The organism is Streptomyces sp. NPDC024687 (genome assembly GCF_055559055.1).
Map to the genome: position 1 here is coordinate 112,445 of NZ_JBVHLJ010000013.1, position 18,492 is coordinate 130,936.

Below are 18,492 nucleotides of genomic sequence, written 5' to 3' on the forward strand. Positions count from 1 at the left end.
TCTCCCTTGGCATACGAAACGGTCGTGACCGCCCCTGGGGCCGGGGTGAATCCGGCGTACGAGAGCGACACCTGCGCAGCGTTCTGCGGGCTCTTGTTGATCAGCATGACGTTCAAACCGCCGTTGCTGCTCCGCACCGCGTGCACAGCAAGCGACAAGTTACCCGAGGACGACTTGACCATGGTGTCGCCAGGCTTCGCCAGTGCGGTCAGCGAGCGGATACCCCAGTAGGTCGGGTAGGGCGTCTCGCGCGGCGGTTGGCACTCCCCCCGGCGCAGGTTCCGGCGGAGATCAGACCCCGGCTCGAGGAAGCGTCCTACACGCTGTGTGTGGTCACCGGCACCCGCCAGCTGGACACCGCGCTGTACGTGGCCCGCCGGCAGCTGGCCGATGCGACGCGAGCAGCCCCTGCGTCTCTGATGTCTGCCGGCGGCCGGGGCGCGGAAGCGCGACCTCGGTGGTTGTTGGGCGCTCGCTGTAGACGGGAGCCGCTGGAGTTCTTCCGGCGGACGAGCCGTTGGCACTCGTTCGTCTGTCAGCCGACGGGCCAGCCAATGAGGGCTGCCGCGATGCCGAGAGCTCCGGTGCCGAGCAGGGCGCTGACCACGTCTTTGCGGGCAGCGAGCAGCTGTCCTGCCCTTCGTGGTGGGCAGGGGCCTGCTGTTTCGGCGCGCTCTTGGGCTTAGCGCTTCGTGGGATCAGAGATGTAGCCGGCTCCGCGGCGGCGCTGCGGCTTCACGACCAGCGTGCCCTGGCCGCGATCTGCGGCAGCACGCGGCGCACGGCAGAGCCCACGCTTTGCGCCGGGGCGGCGCTGCCTCAGCCGGTCATCGGGAGCAGTGGCGCGCAGCGAAGAGCGTCCGCAGCGACTCAGGTCAAAACGTTACTTCCTGCAGGCGAACACCCGGGCCTCGGACAGGGCAGCGAAAAGCAGCCGTGGAATGGGGCTTTACGCACCCCGCCAACTTGGGCTTTGTCGTATTAGCAGATGTTTGTGTTCTCCCTTGCATCGGGCGCGCGCGGTGCCGCTAGCTGGGTGCTGCACCGCTTCTTGGCGCGGGCTCCCGATGAGTCCCGCGCCGGAGCGACGGCGCCCGGGCAGTCCTGGACGTCGTCGATCGGGGAAGTGGTCGCAACCCGTACATGAGGAGTGGTCATGAAGAAGGCTTACGAGGCACCGACGCTCGTCCGGCTCGGCACCTTCCGCAAGGAGACGGGGCTCCTGGGGCGCTCCGGCAACGACCGCCTGATCCTGAGCAAGAACTGACGACGGCGATCCATCACCCGACGTCATGACTGAACTGCACGAGAGTGCGGGTACGGGCCCCGGCGACGCGCACTTCGCGGTCTTCACCGACCGTGCGGACGCGGCCGCCGTGGCCCGCTCCTTCGCCCGTACCGGAAGCCGGACCCTCACCCACGCGTCGGGCCGGCCCTGGCTTGTGGGCCATTGGCACGAGGAGGAGGTCGTCACGGCGCACGCCCGCGACGCCGCCCTCGCCGTGATCGGCTGCTGTCCCATCGACGCCGGTGAACTGCGGCGGCGAGCCGCACGCTTGCGTGACCTCTCGCAACTCGACGCGTTGGCCCGGTCCCTGCCCGGCAGTTTCCACCTCGCCGGCTCGCTCGACGGACGGATCAGGGTGCAGGGCTCCGCCTCGGGACTGCGGCTGGTCTTCCACGCGGAGATCGACGGCGTGCGGGTGGCGGCCACCCGTGCCGACATCCTCGCCGACGCGCTGAACCTCGACCCGGACGTCGAGGAGTTGGCCGTAAGGCTGCTGTGGCCCGCGCCGTACCCGCTGTTCGAGACGTCCCTGTGGCGCGCGGTCACCGCGGTTCCCCCGCAGGACGCCCTGATCGTCGCGGCGGACGGGCGCACCGTGCGACACACCCGCTGGTGGACGCCGCCGGAGCCGGTGCGACCGCTGGCCCGGGCGGCTCCCCGGATCCGAGCGGCCCTGGAGGAGGCCGTCGGGGCCCGGACCCGGCAGGGCGGCGTGGTCAGCTGCGACCTGTCCGGCGGCCTGGACTCGACGTCCGTCTGCTTCCTTGCGGACCGCTCCCCCGCCCGCGTGGTGGCCGGCACGTGGCCCGGACGCGATCCGGCGGACACCGACCTGGACTGGGCCCGCAAGGCGATCAGCCACCTCCCGGACGTCGAGCACGCGGTCTGGGACGCCGCCGCCTCACCGCTCGTCTACGAGGACCTGCTCACCGTCGACGACGTCCTGGACGAGCCCACCATCGGCGTCATGGACCGCTCCAGGGTCCTGCACCATCTGCCCCATCTCGCCGCACGCGGCAGCCGGCTGCACCTGACCGGCATCGGCGGTGACCACGTGGCGTGGTGCTCCGAGGCGTACTACCACCGGCTGCTGCGCACCCGGCCGCTGTTCGCCGTGCGGCAGCTGCGCGGGTTCCGGGCCCTGTGGCAGTGGCCCCTGGACGGGACGGTCCGCGCTCTGGCCGACTCCCGGCCGTACGGCAGATGGCTCGCCGACGCCGCCGGCCATCTGCGCGATCCGCTGCCGGCGTCGGTCGCGACCGGGCTGGGCTGGGGCATGGCGCCGCGCCTGTTCGGCTGGGTGACCGCCGAGGCCGAGGGCATGGCCCGCCGGGCTCTGTACTCGGCCGCGGCGACGGCCTCGCCGCTGCATCCCGACCGTGGCATGCACAGCGACCTGGAGCAGATCCGCTCGTGCACCCGCATCATCCGCCAATGGGACCGGATGGCGGCCGGCGCCGGTCTGCCGCTGGCCTCACCCTTCCTCGACGACCGCGTCATCGAGGCGTGTCTGTCCGTACGCCCGGGCGAGCGCGTCACGCCCTGGGCCTACAAGCCCGTCCTGAGCGCCGCGATGCGCGGCGTCGTCCCCGAGGCGTGCCTGCGGCGGGCCGACAAGGCCACCGCCTCCATGGACGCCTCCAACGGTCTGCGGGAGCACCGCGCAGATCTGCTGGCCCTGTGGGAGGACTCCCGGCTGGAGGAGCTGGGACTGGTGGACGGCGCCGAACTGCGCCGCCTCGCCCGCAGGCCCGCCTCACCCGGACTGTCCGACGCCATCCTCTACTCCACTATCGCCGCCGAGGTGTGGCTGCGTGCGTTGGCACGGCGCCGCGCTCGCGTTCCCCGCCCCTGATCACCTCCCCGCACGCGTCCGCCGCCCGGTGCTGCATCCCTTCTGTCCGCGCCCCCATCCCGACGTCAGAAAGGTCCCCCATGTCCCTGAGGTTCGGCGACGATGTCTCCACGGCCGAGACCGATTACGGCACGGTACTTCTCGACGAACGGGCAGGCGCCTACTGGGAGTTGAATCCGACTGCCACTGTCGTCGTGCGGAAGCTGCTCGACGGCGGTGATGAGTCGGACGCGGCCGCCGCCCTGGTCCGGGAGTTCGACATCGACGAGGCTCAGGCCCTGCGGGACGTCGAGGAGCTCGTCGCACAGCTGCGCGGCTCGGGGCTGGCATCGTGACGACGCCCAGCGCGCTGGAACGCCCCACCGGTGTTCCCCTGGCGCGGCGCCTGTCCGCCCGACTGGTCCTGCTCCCGGCCGTCCTCCTCGCGCTCCTGCCGCCCCGCCGCATTCGCGCAGTCCTCGGCGTGCTGCGGCGCGGGGCCGCTCCCGCCACCGCCGCCCAGGCCCAGAACGCGCGCGACGCCATGTGCGCCGCCAGCCTGCACTGCGCCGGGCCGAAGGGCTGCCTCCCCCGCTCGCTGGGGGCGGCACTGCTGTGCCGCCTGGGCGGGACATGGCCGACCTGGTGCACGGGGGTGCGCGTCGTCCCGCCCTTCACCGCGCACGCCTGGATCGAGGCGGAGGGCCGCGCCGTCGGTGAGGGAGCGCCGGAGGGCTATTTCGCCCGGCTGGTGGCCGTCGGCCCGCTGCCGCGCCCGACCGGCCGGTGACCGGCACGACCCTCGGCGACGGCGACCGGCCCTCCGTCACCGTCGGCGACACTTCCACCCGCGAGGCGGTGGCCACGATGTACCGGCTCACCGCCGGACACCGCAACACCATCGTCGTCGCCACCGTGCTGACGCTTGTCGGCTCCGCCCTGGGACTGGCCCAGCCGCTCGTTGCCAAGCACGTCGTCGACGCGAGCGGGCACGCACAAGTGGCCTGGTCGGCGCTGGCGCTTCTGGGAGCGCTGTTCGTGGCCGAGGCTGCGACCGGGACCGCGGGACGCTTCCTGCTGGAACGGATGGGCGAAGGCGTCGTGCGACAGCTCAGGCACGGTCTGGTGGGGCGGCTGCTCAGGCTGGAGATGCGCGAGTACGACCGCCACCGCAGCGCCGACCTGGTCTCCCGGGTGACGAGCGACACCACCTTGCTCCGGGAGGTCGTCTCACAAGCCCTGGTCGACCTGGTGACGGGCAGCATCGTCGCCGCCGGCGCCGTCCTGATCATGCTGTGGCTCGATCCGCTGCTTTTGCTGTTGGTCGCGGGCACCGTTGCCGCGGCGGCCCTGGTGGTCGCCTCCCTCCTCACGGGCATCCGAGGCGCCTCCGCGCGTATGCAGAATTCGGTCGGGGCCATCGCCGCGGACCTCGAACGCGCCCTCGGCGCTCTGCCGATGGTCCGAGTGCACTGCGCCGAGGAACGCGAAGCCGCAGGCATCGGCGCACGCGTCGAGGCGGCCTACGGCGCCGGAGTGCGCACCGCCAAGCTCGCCTCCGTCATGAGCCCCGCCGTCGAACTCGCCGTACAAGGCTCGTTCCTGATCGTCCTGGTCATCGGCGGCCTGCGAGTCAACGGGCACGCCGGCTCCCTCGGCGACCTCGTCGCCTTCCTGCTGTACGCCTCCTATCTCGTCCTGCCACTGTCCTCCGTGTTCCACGCCGCGGGCCTCGTCCAACGCGGCATGGGCGCCTATCAGCGCATCGACCAGGCACTCCGACTGCCCGTCGAACCCACCGCGCCCGCGATCCCACCGCCTTCCGGCTCACGGACCGGGCTGTGCGCAACCCGTGACCGGCCCGTCCTCGCCCTGCGCGACATCCACTTCGGCTACGCCGCGGACCGGCCGGTCCTGCGCGGGATGTCGTTCTGCGTCGCGCACCGGCAGCACGTCGCCCTGGTGGGACGGTCCGGAGCCGGAAAGAGCACAGTGTTCGCCCTGGTGGCCAGGTTCTACGAGCCGACCTCAGGCGATGTCCTCTTCCACGGGCTGCCCGCGGCCCGGCTCAGCCGCGACACATGCCGCCGCCGCATCGCCGTCGTCGACCAGAACGCCCACGTCGTCCACGGCACCCTGCGCGACAACATCGCCTACGCCAGGCCCGACGCCCCGGAAGCAGAGATCCGGCGCATCCTGCGGCTGGCCCAGCTGGAAGAGGTCGTGGACCGGCTGCCCGGCGGTCTGGACGCCGTCGTCGGCGAACGGGGCAGCACCCTCTCCGGCGGCGAGCGCCAACGCGTCGCGATCGCCCGCGCGTTGCTGGCCCGCCCCTCGCTGCTCCTGCTCGACGAGCCCACCTCCCACCTCGACGCCATCAACGAAGCCGCCCTCACCTCCGTGATGAAGGACATCGCCCAGGAGTGCGCCCTGTTGGTCGTCGCGCACCGCCTGTCCACCGTGCAGCACGCCGACCACATCGTGGTCCTCCATGACGGTCGCGCCGTCGCCAGCGGATGCCATGAAGAGTTGCTGGCCGGCAGCTCTCTGTACCGCGAGCTTGCCGCGAGCCAGATGCTACGGCCGGGCGACGACCCGCGAAGCGCCGACGCCGGCACTCTGAGCACCGACCGCCTCGGCCCAGCCAGCAGACCGCAGCCGCCCATGTGACCCGCCCTGGTCCGGCGCCTTGGTCGGGCGTCTTGGACCGCGGCGGCCGCTGATCCTCGCGGGCGCCTTCACCACGGCCGGCGGTCTGTGCCTGATGAACCTGGACCAGGACACGAGCGTGCCGCTGATCCTCCTCGCCCACCTGCTGATCGGCACCGGGTTCGGCTTCGCCAACGCCCCCCTCACCAACATCGTCCCGGGCCTGCGTGGCAGGGGCGATCACCTCCACCGCGCGCCAGATCGGTGCGGCGGTCGGTATCGCCGTCGCCGGGGGCCTGGTCGCGGGCACCGGCCCCGCCGGCCTCACGCATCTGCCTGGTGCCCGGCACTTATGGATCGGGGCTAGGGGACGGAGGCGACCCGTTTGTTCGTCGGGTATGGGAAGGGCGAGCGGGTGGACGCGACGGTGATGTCGATCCTGGCGCCGGAATGGTTCCAGCATGGCGGACGTCCGGAAGCACCCGGTCACGCGTCAATCCGACCGTGCCGCTGTCGTCAGGTCGCTCGTTGTTCCGCTCATGGTGAGCCGGGGTGATCTGACCGAAGCCGAGTGGGCCGTGCTGGAATCTCTGCTGCCGGTCAGCAACAACCGATGCGGGCGGTGGCGGGACCACCGCCAAGTGTTCAACGGGATCATTCACCGGCTCGGCACCGGGGTGCCGCTGGTCGGCCGATGGCACCTGAGAACGCCTGCTGCACCACCTCCAGGCCGTCGCCGACGCGGCGTGCGACATCGATTGGAACATCAACGTCGACTCCACCTCGATCCGCGCACATGTGCACGCGGCCGGTGCACCGAAGGTGCCGCCAGCGACCTTGCCGCCGCGTCCCGCGCGTGGGTTCGGGGCGGCGACGGCGGCTGCCGGACAGCGTCAGTGCGGACCGTGCCTACAGCAACAGCAAGATCCGCACCTACCTCCGAGGCCGGGGAATCAGCCATGCGATCCCGGAAAAGCGCGACACCATCGCTGCCGTGAGCGTCGGGGCTCACGCGGCGGGCGGCCACCGGGCTTTGATACCGAACGCTCCGCTCGTGATCGAGGAGACAGGCTCTGGAAGAGTGTCTGACGGGGCCAATCGACCAAGTGTTCTTAGGGGCGGAACCTATCGCGTCGATCAGGTGAGGGCAGCGCGGAGTGCCTGCCCCTGCTCCGTGGCCAGCCAGGGGGAGGCATGGCAGTACTGCGGGTGCCAGCTCCGCAGGTCAGCGGCCGTGCACTGGTGCCCGCTCGTCCAGGAGCCCTTCGCCCCGCAGGTCGTCCCACAGCTGTGCCGGGATATCCGCGTCGAATGCCGCCGTGTTGGCGCGCACCTCCTCCGCCGTGCGCATGCCGACGACGATGCCCGCGACCGCCGGGTGGCGCAGCGGGAACGCCATCGCCAGCTCCGGGAGGGTGACGCCGTGCGCCTCGCAGACGTCGGCGATGCGGTGCGCACGGAGCAGCAGGCGCGGTGCGGCGGGAGCGTAGTCGAAGGTGCTGCCCTCGGTGGGTCGGGCCGTGGCGAGCAGACCGGAGTTGAAGACCGACGCCGCCAAGACCGACACCCCGCGGTCCGCGCAGGCGGGCAGGAGTTCGTCCAGGGCACTGTGGTCCAGGAGCGTGTAGCGGCCGGACAGCATCACGACGTCGACGTCCGACTCCCTGACCAGCCGGGTCAGTTTGCCGGGGTCGTACATCCCCGCGCCGATCGCCCCCACCACGCCCTGGGCGCGGAGTTCGGCGAGAGCCGGGTATCCGTCGCGCAAGGCGTCCTCGAAGTGCTCCTCCGCGTCGTGCAGGAACAGCACGTCGAGACGGTCCACGCCCATCCGCTCCAGCGAGTCCTCCACGCTGCGCAGCACACCGTCCCGCGTGAAGTCCCACACCCTGCGATGGGTGGCGGGCACCGCGAAGCTCTCGTCCATACGGCCCGCCGGGTCCTGCGGGACCAGCAGCCGGCCCACCTTCGTCGACAGGGTGAACTCGTCGCGCGGCCTGCCCCGGAGCAGGGCGCCAGTGCGCCTTTCGGAGTGGCCGATGCCGTAATGCGGGGAGGTGTCGAAGTAGCGGATGCCGCTGCCCCAGGCTGCCTGCAGGGCATCCGCGGCTGTCTCGTCGTCCAGCGGTGCGAAGAGTCCGCCGAGCGGACCGCCACCGAAACCCAGCTCCGTGACGTGCACATCAGTCTTCCCGAGCCGGTTCCGCCTCATCCACCGTTCCCCTCATCGCGCCGACATCGCGCGATCATCCTGCCGTGGCAAGGGCCCCGGGGCCAAGGCGATTTACCGGCGCGACGATTCCGACGCGAGAGGGCGTTTTCTGCCGATCACCCGGAAGTGGCATCGCCTCGGGGTCGGAAGGAGAGTCCGCGTCGGAGAGCTACCGAGCGTCGTCCGAGGCCATCCGGAAGTCGGCCACGAGCTGGTGCGCGTCCCAAACGAGGGAAGACGCGCGGCGGCTCCCCCGAGCAATTGTCAAGACCTGTGGATGGGAGCTGTGTCGCCCTACCGGTGGTAGGCGTCTACGTCGACGTTGCTGCCGCACATGATGGTGGCAACGTGTCGGCCAGCGAAGCGGTCGCGGTCTTCGAGGATCGCCGCGATGCCGAGCGCGGCCGAAGGTTCGACGACGATGCCGGCGTGGTCAAGGAGCGTCCGCATACCGGCGATGATCGACGGCTCCTGGACCAGGACGGCGTTGTCAGCGACCAGGAGGAGATCGTGCAGGACGGCCGGGATGGGACGTCGGCCGGCGACGCCGTCAGCGACGGTGTCGGTCGAGTCGTGGTGACGACACGCCGCTGGCGCCACGAGTGGGTGAGCGCCAGTGCGCCCAGGGGCTGGACACCGATCACCTCGACTTCGGGTGCCAATGCCTTCACCACATGCCCCCACGCCGGTGGCCAGCGCCCCGCCGCCGAGAGCGATCAGGACGGTGTCGAACGACGGTGTGGTGTCCACCTGTTCCAGGCCGATGGTCGCCGCGCCCTCGCAGGTCTCGATGTCCAGGCTGTCTTCGACCAGCCGGATGCCGTCGTACCGCGCGATGGCCGCCGCCCGCTCGCGAGCCATCTCATGGTCGCCGTCCACCAGCTCCAACCCGGCGTCCAACGCGCGGATGCGATCAAGCTCGGCCCGAGTCGCAAAGCGGGATGCCACGACGGTCACTCGCGCACATCGCCGCCCGCGACGCATTGTCGGCCAGCAGGCTCGCGACTACCTCGGTGCCGCGGGCCTTGAAGCTGCGGACCGGGTTCGCCGTTTCGAGCTCGATGCTCACCGTGCACCCGAGGCCAGGCTCCAGCGCCTCACAGCGGTACAGCGGAGTGTCGAGAAAGACCGGGTCGATCACCCGGCGAGCCGCCCGGATCCGAGCCATGTCGAGACGTCTCTCCTGCACGACACAGCAGCGTAGGACCACCCAAGCTCAGCGTGACGGTGCCCTTCCCTCACACCTTGTCGATCGTCACCTGCACACCGCTCCCAGCCGCCTTGGAGCCGGCGTCGTCCTCCCGCAGCCGGAAGGGGCCAAGGCCCAGGCAGCTACGACGGAAATCGGCGGCGGCGGCCTGCACATCCCGCGCGCCCTCCCACTCCTCCTGGTACTCCACGTCCGGCACTCGTCGAAAGCGCGCTAGTTCCTCTGCCACGTCGGCCACCGGCTCCGGGTCCGGGATGGGTGTGCGATGGGTGTGCGCAGGGCCGTGACCACGGGGTATCGGCCTTGAGCCTCGTTCACTTTCCACCGGGCCGTGTCACGGCTCGTCCGTCACCGGCACCCGCCACACCAGAACGGTTCCGCCGCCGGCCGGGTTGTCGAACTCCAGCTCCCCGCCCAGTTGCTGTGCTCGTTCGGCCATGTTGCGCAGGCCGCTGCGGCGGCCGTCGGGCGGTATCCCCACACCGTTGTCGGAGACCGTCAGCCGCACTTCGCGGCCGTCGGTCTCCAGCGCCACGTCAGTACGGTCGGCACGGGCGTGCCGGGCGATGTTGGTCAGCGCCTCCGACAGGACCGCCTCCACCTGGTCAGCGATCCGGCCGGGAATCTCGGTGTCCACCAGGCCTTCCATCCGCACACTGGGAGCGAAGCCAAGCAACGGAGCGGCTTCACCGACGGCCCGCACCACGCGGGCGCGCAGACCGGATCCGGCGGCCCCCTCGCGTGAACGCAGACCGAAGATGGTCGACCTGATGATCTTGATGGTCTCGTCGAGGTCGTCGACCGCTCGGGCCACGCGGTCGGCGGCCTGGGGATGCTCGATGAAGCGGCCCGCGCTCTGCAACGTCATCCCGGTGGCGAACAAGCGCTGGATCGCCAGGTCGTGCAGGTCCCGGGCGATCCGGTCCCGGTCCTGGAGCATGGCGATGTGCTCGGCGTCGCGCCGTCGGTCCGCCAACTCCATGGCGATCGCGGCCTGGGAGGCAAATGCCTGCAGCGGTTCGGTCTCCTTCCCCGTGAACACCGGTCGGCCCGCCTCACGCACCAGCAGAACAACACCTCGCACGCTTGCGGCCGTTCCGACGGGAACGGCCACGGCCGCTCCGAGACCTGTGAAGCGCGGGGCGGTGTCGGACGCCCGCTCGTCGTGGTCGACATCCGCGCTCGTGACCGGGGAAGCGGTGGCGAAGGCCCGGCCGATCAAGCTGCCGCTCACCGGTAGTACGAGGCCGTGGTGTTCCTCCGCGCCCTGCCCGATGGCCAGTTCCACCGTGAGCGAGTCGGTGTCCTCCATGGGCATCGCGACCACGGCCAGGGCTGCATCGGTGATCTCCCTGGCCCGCTCGGCGATCAGTCCGAGCGCCTCCGCGCGCTCACTGCCGGACATCAGGCTGTGGGTGACCTCCGCGTTCGCCTGCAGCCACCGTTCGCGCAGCCGGGACTCCTCGTACAGGCGGGCGTTGTCGATAGCGACGCCGGCTGCCACGGCCAGGGTGGACAGGACCGACTCGTCCTCTTCATCGAACTCCGCTCCCCCCTGCTTCTCGGTCAGGTACAGATTGCCGAAGACCTGGTCCCGTACTCGGATCGGGACGCCGAGAAAGGTGTTCATCGGCGGGTGGTGGGCCGGGAAGCCGTACGAGGCGGCGTGTTCGGAGAGCTTCGTCAGACGCAACGGCTCGGGGTGCCGGATCAGCTCTCCCAGGATGCCGTGGCCCTCCGGATAGTTGCCGATCTCCGAGATCTGCTCCTCGGTGACCCCCACGGTGAGGAAGGCGGACAGCCGCTTGCCGTCCGGGCCGATGACGCCGAGGGCGGCGTACTGCGCGTCGACGAGCACGGCCGCCGCCTGCACGATGCTGTACAGGGCCTGCTCGAGGTCCAGCTCCCGGCCGACCGAGAGCACGGCTTCCAACAAGCTGTGCACCCGGTCCCTGGTGCCGCGGGCGGCGTCGATGCGCGCCTGCAGCTCTTCCAGCAGCTCGTCCAACTTCAGCTGCGGCAGCCGTACCCGGGCCTCCTCAGGGCTTCCCACCGATGCTCCTTACGTCCCCCGGCCGCCGACGGCCGACCGTCCCGGTCATGTGCCACGGTAACGGTCCCAGAGCGGTGCGGGTGAGGAATCGGCCCTGGTCATCCCTGCGGAAGACCGGCTCCCCCGGTCCGCACTCGTCGTACTCGGCGAGGTCGAGCAGGCGGCGAGCCCCCTCATTGTCGTACGAGCCGAAGAACCGCATGCCAGGGTTGCGCACCGGTCGTCGGCGCGCGGGCTTCAGCGTCCTTCGCTCTTCAGCCTGTCCTGTGCCTGGGTAGCGATCACCGCGGCCTGGATGCGGCGCTCCACCCCGAGCTTGGCGAGCAGACGGGAGATGTGGTTCTTGACGGTCTTCTCGGCGAGGTAGAGCCGCTGGCCGATCTGCCGGTTGGTCAGGCCCTCGCCGACCAGAGCGAGGATCTCCCGCTCGCGCTCGGTCAAACCCGGCAGGGCGTCCGGCTCGGGCTCCTTGCTCTGTTCGCCGCGCAACCGGGCCATCACCTTGGCGGTGGCGCTGGGGTCGAGCAGGGACTGCCCCCCGGCCACCGTGCGGACCGCCGACACCAGGTCCGAGCCCTGGATTTGCTTCAGCACGTACCCGGACGCCCCGGCCATGATCGAGTCCAGCAGTGCCTCCTCGTCGTCGAACGAGGTCAGCATCAGACAGGCCAGCTCCGGCATGCGCGAGCGCAGCTCCCGGCACACGCTGACGCCGTCGCCGTCGGGCAGCCGGACGTCGAGCACTGCCACGTCGGGGCGCAGGGCGGGGACGCGCACGAGGGCCTGCTCGACCGTGCCGGCCTCTCCGATCACCGTGATGTCCGGCTCATCGTCCAGCAGGTCGTGGACGCCTCGGCGTACCACCTCGTGATCGTCCAGCAGGAAGACCCGGATCGGGCCGCCGGTACCGGGCCGCTCACTGTCCGCCATCGAATGCTCCTTGTCAGGTGGTGGTGCGTCGTGGGCCGCTCCTCCGGACGGGACCTCGGCTCCTGCCTGAGATCTTTCTCGTCTCCGAGCCGAACGGCCAGGGCCGGTCGGCCCTGTTTCAGCCCCCGGTTTCTCCGCGTACCGCTGCCCGGTCGCCGCACGGGCCAAAACTGGCCCCGTCACCGAGGGCCGACTGGCCCACTGCACGGGACCGCCCGGCACCTGCCCTGGCGCCAATCCCCGAAGGGACTGGTAGTAGCCAAGGGCAGGGAAGCCATGGCATGCGACGTCGAGGAGCACAGGTCATGGTCCGTTACGTCTAGGACTTCACCGAGGGCGGCCGCCACATGGCCGACCTTCTCGGCGGCAAGGGAGCGAACCTGGCCGAGATGACCCGGCTGGGCCTGCCCGCGCCCCCGGGGTTCATCGTCACCACCGAGGCCTGCCGGGCCTTCCTGGCCACGGCGCCGAACCCGAGGGGGTCTCCCGAGAGATCTCGCGGCACTTGTCGGCCCTGCAGGCCACCGCGGGACGGCTGCTCGGGCAGCCCGACGACCCACTGCTGCTGTCGGTGCGCTCCGGCGCTCGCTTCTCGGTCTGAACGACGACTCCGTCCTCGGCCTGGCCAAAACCTCGGGCAGCGAGCGCTTCGCCCGGGACTCCTACCGCCGACTGGTCCTGATGTTCGGCAGCACGGTGACGGGCATCGACTCCGCTCTGTTCGAGCAGGCCATCACCCCTGCTGAAGGAGGTGCGCGGCGTCGCGGACGACGTGCACCTGGACGCCATCGACCTCGCCCGGCTCGTGGAGACGTACAGGGGCCTCATCGATTACGAGACCGGCGAGCGCTTCCCGCAGTCGCCCGCCGAGCAGCTGCGCCGGGCCGTGCTCGCCGTCTTCCAGTCCTGGAACAGCGAACGGGCCCGCCTGTACCGGCGGCGCGAACACATCCCCGACGACCTGGGCACCGCGGTCACCGTGCAGCGCATGGTCTTCGGCAACCTCGGCGCCGATTCCGGCAGCGGGGTCGCCTTCACCCGCGACCCGGCCACCGGGCGGCCCGGTCTGTACGGCGACTACCTGGTCGACGCCCAGGGCGAGGACGTCGTCGCGTGCATCCGCAACTCCGTGCCCCTGACCGACCTGGAGCGGCTGGACCGCGCCTCCTGTCTGGAGCTGCGGGCGCACATGGATGCCTTGGAGCACCACTACCGGGACCTGTGCGACATCGAGTTCACCATCGAGCGCGGACGGCTGTGGATGTTGCAGACCCGTGTGGGCAAGCGCACCACCGAGGCCGCCTTCGCCATCGCCGCCGAGCTGGCCGACGAGGGGCTGGCCCGGCTGATGTTCCCCCGGTTCGACACCTCTGCCGTCGGCGAACCGCTGAAGCATGGCATCGCGGCCTCGCCGGGTGCCCCCGTCGGAGCGGTGGTGTTCGACTCGGACGAGGCCGTACGGCGTTACGCCGCCGGCGAGAAGGTCGTTCTCGTGCGGCAGGAGACCATCCCGGACGATCTGCCCGGCATGGTCGCCGCCGAGGCCGTGCTCACCAGCCGGGGCGGCAAGACCAGTCATGCCGCCGTCGTCGCCCGCGGCATGGGCAAGGTCTGCGTGTGCGGCGCCGAGCGAAGACGCTCGCGCCGGCGCCCGCGTCATGTACATCGGTCTGGAAGTCCTTGAGCCCGTCGGGCTCAGCGCCCTGGGCGGCAGCGCTGGCAGCGGCGTGAGACGTCCGGGGCACCACCGCTGTCGCGCGGCGGTGCCCCGGTCCGGAGGGGCCGTTCAGCCGTCCCAGGTCCAGTCGGCGACCTCGGGCAGGTCCGTGCCGTGGACGCGGATCCAGTCGTGGTGGCGCAGCCGGGTGTCCTCCATCCGCTGTCGTACGGCGGCGGCGCGCACCGCGAGGCCGGGGACGCGGTCGATGACGTCCATGACCAGCCGGTAGCGGTCGAGGTCGTTGCTGACGACCATGTCGAACGGTGTGGTGGTCGTGCCGATCTCCTTGTAGCCGCGTACATGCAGGTGGGCGTGGCCGGCCCGGCGGTAGGCCAGGCGGTGGATGAGCCACGGGTAGCCGTGATAGGCGAAGATCACCGGCTTGTCGGTGGTGAACAGGGCGTCGTATTGCGCGTCGGGCATGCCGTGCGGGTGCTCCTCGGCGGGCAGCAGCCGGGCCAGGTCCACGACGTTGACGACCCGCACGGCCAGCTCCGGCAGGTGGTGGCGCAGCAGCTGGGCGGCGGCCAGGATTTCCTGGGTCGGGACGTCGCCCGCGCAGGCGAGGACCACGTCCGGTTCCCGTTCGGCGTTCTCGTTGCCCGCCCAGTCCCAGATGCCGGCGCCGCGGGCGCAGTGCACCTTGGCCTGTTCCATGGACAGCCAGTCGAAGCAGGGCTGCTTGCCCGCGACGATGACGTTGACGTAGTCGCGGCTGCGCAGGGCGTGGTCGGCCACCGACAGCAGGGTGTTGGCGTCCGGCGGCAGATAGACCCGGACCGCCTCCGGGCTCTTGTTGAGGATGTGGTCGACGAAGCCGGGGTCCTGGTGCGAGAAGCCGTTGTGGTCCTGGCGCCACACGTGCGAGGTCAGCAGGTAGTTGAGGGAGGCGATCGGGGCACGCCAGGACAGGCGACGGGTGGTGCGCAGCCACTTGATGTGCTGGTTGACCATCGAGTCGACGATGTGCACGAACGCCTCGTAGCAGGAGAACAGCCCGTGCCGACCGGTGAGGAGGTATCCCTCGAGCCAGCCCTGGCAGGTGTGCTCGGAGAGGATCTCCATGACCCGGCCGTGCGGGTCGAGGTGCTCGTCGACCTGGAGCGTCTGGGCCTGCCACGCCTTGCCGCTGGCCTTGTAGACGGCCTGCAGCCGGTTGGAGGCGGTCTCGTCGGGGCCGACGAGGCGGAAGTCGCGCCGGTCCGCGGTGCCCCGCATGACGTCCTCCAGCAGGTCGCCGAGGACACGGGTGGGCTCGTGCAGGGTGGCACCGGGCTTGTCGACGTCGACCGCGTACTTCTCCAGCGACGGCAGGGGCAGTTCGCGCAGCAGCAGGCCGCCGTTGGCGTGCGGGTTGGCGCCCAGGCGCCGGGTGCCCTCGGGCACGCAGGCCAACACCTGCTCGCGGGGGCGGCCCTCCTCGTCGAACAGGTCCTCGGGTTTGTACGAGCGCAGCCAGTTCTCGAGTTGACGCAGGTGGTCCGGGTTGTCACGGACGGCGGCCAGCGGAACCTGGTGAGCTCGCCAGGTGCCCTCCACCGGCAGCCCGTCGACCTCGGCCGGCCCGGTCCAGCCCTTCGGGGTGCGCAGCACGATCACCGGCCAGCGCGGGCGGTCGGTGTCGCCGCCCTCCCGCCCGGCGCGCTGGAACGCGGCGATCCGGTCCAGCGCCATGTCCATGGCCTCGGCCATGGCCCTGTGCACGGCCATCGGGTCGTCGCCGGTGACATGGATCGGCGTGTGGCCGTAGCCGCGCAGCAGCTCGTCGAGTTCGCTCTCGGGCAGCCGGGCCAGCACCGTCGGGTTGGCGATCTTGTAGCCGTTGAGGTGCAGGATCGGCAGGACGGCACCGTCGTGGACGGGGTCGAGGAACTTGTTGGAGTGCCAGGACGCGGCCAGCGGCCCGGTCTCGGCCTCTCCGTCGCCGATGACGCAGGCGACCACCAGGTCCGGGTTGTCGAGGGCGGCTCCGTAGGCATGGGAGAGGGCGTAGCCCAGTTCGCCGCCTTCGTGGATGGAGCCGGGGGTCTCCGGGGCGACATGGCTGGGCACGCCGCCGGGGAAGGAAAACTGCCGGAACAGCCGGGCCATGCCTTCGGCGTCTCGGGTGATGTCCGGGTAGGTCTCGCTGTACGAACCTTCCAGCCAGGCGTTGGCGAGCACGGCGGGGCCGCCGTGGCCGGGACCCCAGATGCACAGCGCGTCCAGGTCGCGGGACCTGACGGCACGGTTGAGATGCGTGTGCACCAGGTTCAGGCCCGGTGAGGTGCCCCAGTGGCCGAGCAGCCGCGGCTTCACGTGCTCCGCGCGCAGCGGCTCGGTCAGCAGGGGGTTGGCCATCAGGTAGATCTGCCCGACGGCGAGGTAGTTCGCGGCGCGCCAGTGGGCGTCCAGCGCCCTCAGCTCCTCCTCGGTGAGCGGGGCGGACGCCTGCTGCATGTCGACGGACATGGGAGATACCTTCCGGGTCAGGGTGTCGATCGGGGGTACAAGCCGGTCCGTGCCTTCCACCATCGGTGACCGGCCGGGTACCCCACAGGGCCGGCCGGGTCACCCTTGGCGCCTGGGAGCGTCAGGGGGTGAGATCCACTCCGTAAAGCGTGCGTCCGCCGACGAGTTCCCGCCCGGTGACCAGCTCGGATTCGATGCGGACGAAAATCTGCCGGGTCGAGGGCACCCAGGAGCGGGGGCCGTCCCGTACCAGTCGCTTGTGCTCGACGGGGTCGGTCACGACCGTGGCCGGGCCGGTCACGACCACGCTCCAGCCCGAGTGGGCGGTGGCGTCCACCTCGTCGGCCTCGAAGGCGACCACCGTGCCGTCGACGGCGCGGGCCAGTTCCGAGGTGGCGGAGGTACACACCACCACGGCGTCGTCGCCGTCCAGACAGAAGTTGACCGGCAGGACGGCGGGCAGGGCCTGGCGCGTGTGCACGATCCGTCCGACCGGCACCTTCGTCAGCAGACGCAGGCAGTCCTGCCGTCCGAGTTCACGGAAACCGTCGTTGCGGTACATGCCCAGTCCGTCTTTCGCCCAGTGCCGTGATGGTGCGGTCTCTGTCCATCCTCCGCCGGGCGGGGGACGGCGGTGAGGGCCTGTTGGTCCCTCCTCGGCCGGAAACCGGCCCTGTCATACGGTGATCCGGCGCCCGGTGACGGCGTCGGGCTCGATACGGATCCACAGGTCTCGACGTCCTCCGACCCAGGGCGCGCTGTACACCCGTTCCGCGAGTCGGCGCGCCTCTTCCACATCGGTGACGTCGTGGGCCCGTCCGCGCACCAGGACGCTCCAGCCCCCACTCAGTGCTTCGTCGACACGGTCGACCTCGAAGGCGACCCGGTGACCGGACGCCTGGTCGGGGGTCGTGCCGACGGCTGTCCGGAAGAGGACCGCCCCGTCGACGAACCCGTAGTTGACCGGCACGACGAGGGGCCCGGAAGGCGTGGTCACTGCCAACCTGCCCACCCCGTGGGTGCCGAGCAGGTCCCGGCACTCCCGTTCGGTCAGCTCAGTGAACTCCACGCTGCGGGCGGCCTGTCCGCGGCCCGGAGGCAGATCGGCATGGCCGCCGGCGAGTTCGGGGGCGGTCGTGCCCAGAACACCGGCCAGCCTGAGCAGGGCACCCCGGTCCGGTGCGGCGGCAGGATGCTCCTCCAGGTACCGGAGGTAGCTGGGCGCCATGCCCGCCCGTTGTGCCGTCTCCCGCCGGGTGAGTCCCAGCTCGGTGCGCCGACGGGCGATGCGCCGTCCGAGATCACCGCGCGGCGATCCTTCGACGGCGTCGTCCTTGACGGCGGGATCCGGGGCATCCCCGCGGTCGGACTGCACGGGGCCGTGGAATGCGTGGGCCTTCATGACCATCGTCGCCTTTCTCGAACGCCCGGCCGCTCAGGACCCATCTGTCGTCCCGAGTGCCGTCGAGCCCGGAGCGGTTCCGGGGTTCCCCGGTTCCAGCGTCTCTTCCGTCCACCGAATTCGCTTGGGCCGGTCGGCCCTCCTTGACGGTCCGGACGGGTCATACGGGCCCGGCCGGGCCGACCGAGACCCGAAGGTCCCTGCCCGGCCCGCATGCCAGGGACCGAACGGCCCTTTCCGACGGGTCACGCATCGGGTTGTCTCGCAGCATGTCCGAAACGCACACCGGGTCCGCGTTCTCCCACACGATGCGCAACGTCGACGGCACGGACGTCGTCGAGCTGCTCGGCGAGATGGACGTCCGTACGGCACCCTCCGTCACGGCCCTCCTCGACGCCCTGACGGCCGGTCCACACCCTGATCTCGTGCTGGACCTGCGCTCCACGTCCTTCATCGACTGCACAGGGCTGGGCCGGCTGTGCCGGGCGCGCAACCGTGCCCTGGCTCGGCACGGCCGGTTCAGGCTGGTCAGCACCAGTCCGCACTTCCTGCGGATTCTGCACTGCGTGCACCTCGCCGACGTCTTGGAGGTGTACCCCCGCCTGTCCGCGGCCCTGGTTCACAAGACGGTCAGTCCCGCCACCCGGAACTGATCCTCAGCCAGCCATACCACTTCCGGTGCGGGGCAGCGGCAGCGGTGTCCCCCCACGGCCCGCCCGGTTCGTTTTCTCGGTGCCCATCTC

At 70.8% G+C, this 18,492-nt stretch carries 16 protein-coding genes and 1 pseudogene; 8 read left to right on the forward strand and 9 right to left on the reverse strand.

The annotated features are described in order from the left end of the window. Positions 1 to 329: 329 nt before the first annotated feature. The 6 genes from ACZ39I_RS37055 (at position 330) to ACZ39I_RS37080 (ending at position 5,792) form a co-directional block, all read left to right on the forward strand. Entirely contained in the window at positions 330 to 686 is a 357-nt protein-coding gene (locus ACZ39I_RS37055) for a hypothetical protein (RefSeq protein ID WP_467249467.1), read from the forward strand. Positions 687 to 1,156: 470 nt separating this feature from the next. Further along, positions 1,157 to 1,267 carry a keywimysin-related RiPP gene (locus ACZ39I_RS37060; protein WP_107102704.1) on the forward strand — a complete coding sequence of 37 codons (111 nt, stop codon included), beginning with the start codon at positions 1,157 to 1,159 and terminating at the stop codon, positions 1,265 to 1,267. Positions 1,268 to 1,292: 25 nt separating this feature from the next. Next, positions 1,293 to 3,143: a lasso peptide isopeptide bond-forming cyclase gene (locus ACZ39I_RS37065; protein WP_467249469.1), complete on the forward strand. Its 1,851-nt coding sequence runs from the start codon at positions 1,293 to 1,295 to the stop codon at positions 3,141 to 3,143. Positions 3,144 to 3,223: 80 nt separating this feature from the next. Next, positions 3,224 to 3,478, forward strand: a complete 255-nt coding sequence (locus ACZ39I_RS37070; RefSeq protein ID WP_467249471.1) for a lasso peptide biosynthesis PqqD family chaperone — start codon at positions 3,224 to 3,226, stop codon at positions 3,476 to 3,478. Then, positions 3,475 to 3,912 (forward strand): lasso peptide biosynthesis B2 protein, encoded by a 438-nt coding sequence (locus ACZ39I_RS37075; protein ID WP_467249473.1) that lies wholly within the window; start codon positions 3,475 to 3,477, stop codon positions 3,910 to 3,912. Before ACZ39I_RS37070 ends, ACZ39I_RS37075 begins: the two co-directional genes overlap by 4 nt. Before the next feature lie 77 nt (positions 3,913 to 3,989). Then, positions 3,990 to 5,792 (forward strand): ABC transporter ATP-binding protein, encoded by a 1,803-nt coding sequence (locus ACZ39I_RS37080; RefSeq protein ID WP_467249625.1) that lies wholly within the window; start codon positions 3,990 to 3,992, stop codon positions 5,790 to 5,792. 1,204 nt (positions 5,793 to 6,996) lie between these two features. Here ACZ39I_RS37080 and ACZ39I_RS37085 read toward each other — a convergent pair. The 6 genes from ACZ39I_RS37085 to ACZ39I_RS37110 all read right to left on the reverse strand — a co-directional run bounded on the left by ACZ39I_RS37085 (position 6,997) and on the right by ACZ39I_RS37110 (position 12,176). After that, the gene (locus ACZ39I_RS37085) at positions 6,997 to 7,983 is read right to left on the reverse strand and encodes an aldo/keto reductase (protein ID WP_467249475.1); all 987 of its coding nucleotides are present in this window, start codon (positions 7,981 to 7,983) and stop codon (positions 6,997 to 6,999) included. 294 nt (positions 7,984 to 8,277) lie between these two features. Then, positions 8,278 to 8,940 carry a pyridoxal-phosphate dependent enzyme gene (locus tag ACZ39I_RS37090; protein WP_467249477.1) on the reverse strand — a complete coding sequence of 221 codons (663 nt, stop codon included), beginning with the start codon at positions 8,938 to 8,940 and terminating at the stop codon, positions 8,278 to 8,280. Continuing rightward, the gene (locus ACZ39I_RS37095) at positions 8,897 to 9,172 is read right to left on the reverse strand and encodes a hypothetical protein (protein WP_467249479.1); all 276 of its coding nucleotides are present in this window, start codon (positions 9,170 to 9,172) and stop codon (positions 8,897 to 8,899) included. The genes ACZ39I_RS37090 and ACZ39I_RS37095 overlap by 44 nt, the downstream gene beginning before the upstream one ends. Before the next feature lie 49 nt (positions 9,173 to 9,221). Beyond that, positions 9,222 to 9,383 carry a hypothetical protein gene (locus ACZ39I_RS37100; RefSeq protein WP_467249480.1) on the reverse strand — a complete coding sequence of 54 codons (162 nt, stop codon included), beginning with the start codon at positions 9,381 to 9,383 and terminating at the stop codon, positions 9,222 to 9,224. 144 nt (positions 9,384 to 9,527) lie between these two features. Further along, entirely contained in the window at positions 9,528 to 11,246 is a 1,719-nt protein-coding gene (locus ACZ39I_RS37105) for a sensor histidine kinase (RefSeq protein WP_467249482.1), read from the reverse strand. Between the two features lie 237 nt (positions 11,247 to 11,483). Then, on the reverse strand, positions 11,484 to 12,176 hold the full coding sequence (locus ACZ39I_RS37110; RefSeq protein WP_467249484.1) for a response regulator: 693 nt from the start codon (positions 12,174 to 12,176) through the stop codon (positions 11,484 to 11,486). Positions 12,177 to 12,523: 347 nt separating this feature from the next. Between ACZ39I_RS37110 and ACZ39I_RS37115 the strand changes: the two are divergent. Beyond that, positions 12,524 to 13,806, forward strand: a pseudogene (locus tag ACZ39I_RS37115) (PEP/pyruvate-binding domain-containing protein); the annotation flags it as partial. A gap of 156 nt (positions 13,807 to 13,962) precedes the next feature. Here the strand turns inward: ACZ39I_RS37115 and ACZ39I_RS37120 are convergent. The 3 genes from ACZ39I_RS37120 to ACZ39I_RS37130 all read right to left on the reverse strand — a co-directional run bounded on the left by ACZ39I_RS37120 (position 13,963) and on the right by ACZ39I_RS37130 (position 17,749). Continuing rightward, the gene (locus ACZ39I_RS37120) at positions 13,963 to 16,347 is read right to left on the reverse strand and encodes a phosphoketolase family protein (RefSeq protein WP_467249486.1); all 2,385 of its coding nucleotides are present in this window, start codon (positions 16,345 to 16,347) and stop codon (positions 13,963 to 13,965) included. A gap of 121 nt (positions 16,348 to 16,468) precedes the next feature. Next, positions 16,469 to 16,909, reverse strand: a complete 441-nt coding sequence (locus tag ACZ39I_RS37125; RefSeq protein ID WP_467249488.1) for a pyridoxamine 5'-phosphate oxidase family protein — start codon at positions 16,907 to 16,909, stop codon at positions 16,469 to 16,471. Positions 16,910 to 17,023: 114 nt separating this feature from the next. Beyond that, complete coding sequence (locus ACZ39I_RS37130; RefSeq protein WP_467249490.1) at positions 17,024 to 17,749, reverse strand: helix-turn-helix domain-containing protein; 726 nt, start codon at positions 17,747 to 17,749, stop codon at positions 17,024 to 17,026. 269 nt (positions 17,750 to 18,018) lie between these two features. Between ACZ39I_RS37130 and ACZ39I_RS37135 the strand changes: the two genes are divergently transcribed. Beyond that, positions 18,019 to 18,402 (forward strand): STAS domain-containing protein, encoded by a 384-nt coding sequence (locus ACZ39I_RS37135; protein ID WP_467249492.1) that lies wholly within the window; start codon positions 18,019 to 18,021, stop codon positions 18,400 to 18,402. Positions 18,403 to 18,492: the final 90 nt, after the last annotated feature.

What these genes read in the sequence shown, in the direction of transcription:
- ACZ39I_RS37065 (WP_467249469.1), top strand. Translation starts at nt 1,293, where the DNA reads ATGACTGAACTGCACGAGAGTGCGGGTACGGGCCCCGGCGACGCGCAC.
- ACZ39I_RS37110 (WP_467249484.1), bottom strand. Translation starts at nt 12,176, where the DNA reads ATGGCGGACAGTGAGCGGCCCGGTACCGGCGGCCCGATCCGGGTCTTC.
- ACZ39I_RS37120 (WP_467249486.1), bottom strand. Translation starts at nt 16,347, where the DNA reads ATGTCCGTCGACATGCAGCAGGCGTCCGCCCCGCTCACCGAGGAGGAG.
- ACZ39I_RS37070 (WP_467249471.1), top strand. Translation starts at nt 3,224, where the DNA reads ATGTCCCTGAGGTTCGGCGACGATGTCTCCACGGCCGAGACCGATTAC.
- ACZ39I_RS37060 (WP_107102704.1), top strand. Translation starts at nt 1,157, where the DNA reads ATGAAGAAGGCTTACGAGGCACCGACGCTCGTCCGGCTCGGCACCTTC.
- ACZ39I_RS37130 (WP_467249490.1), bottom strand. Translation starts at nt 17,749, where the DNA reads ATGAAGGCCCACGCATTCCACGGCCCCGTGCAGTCCGACCGCGGGGAT.
- ACZ39I_RS37135 (WP_467249492.1), top strand. Translation starts at nt 18,019, where the DNA reads ATGTCCGAAACGCACACCGGGTCCGCGTTCTCCCACACGATGCGCAAC.
- ACZ39I_RS37080 (WP_467249625.1), top strand. Translation starts at nt 3,990, where the DNA reads ATGTACCGGCTCACCGCCGGACACCGCAACACCATCGTCGTCGCCACC.
- ACZ39I_RS37085 (WP_467249475.1), bottom strand. Translation starts at nt 7,983, where the DNA reads ATGAGGCGGAACCGGCTCGGGAAGACTGATGTGCACGTCACGGAGCTG.
- ACZ39I_RS37125 (WP_467249488.1), bottom strand. Translation starts at nt 16,909, where the DNA reads ATGTACCGCAACGACGGTTTCCGTGAACTCGGACGGCAGGACTGCCTG.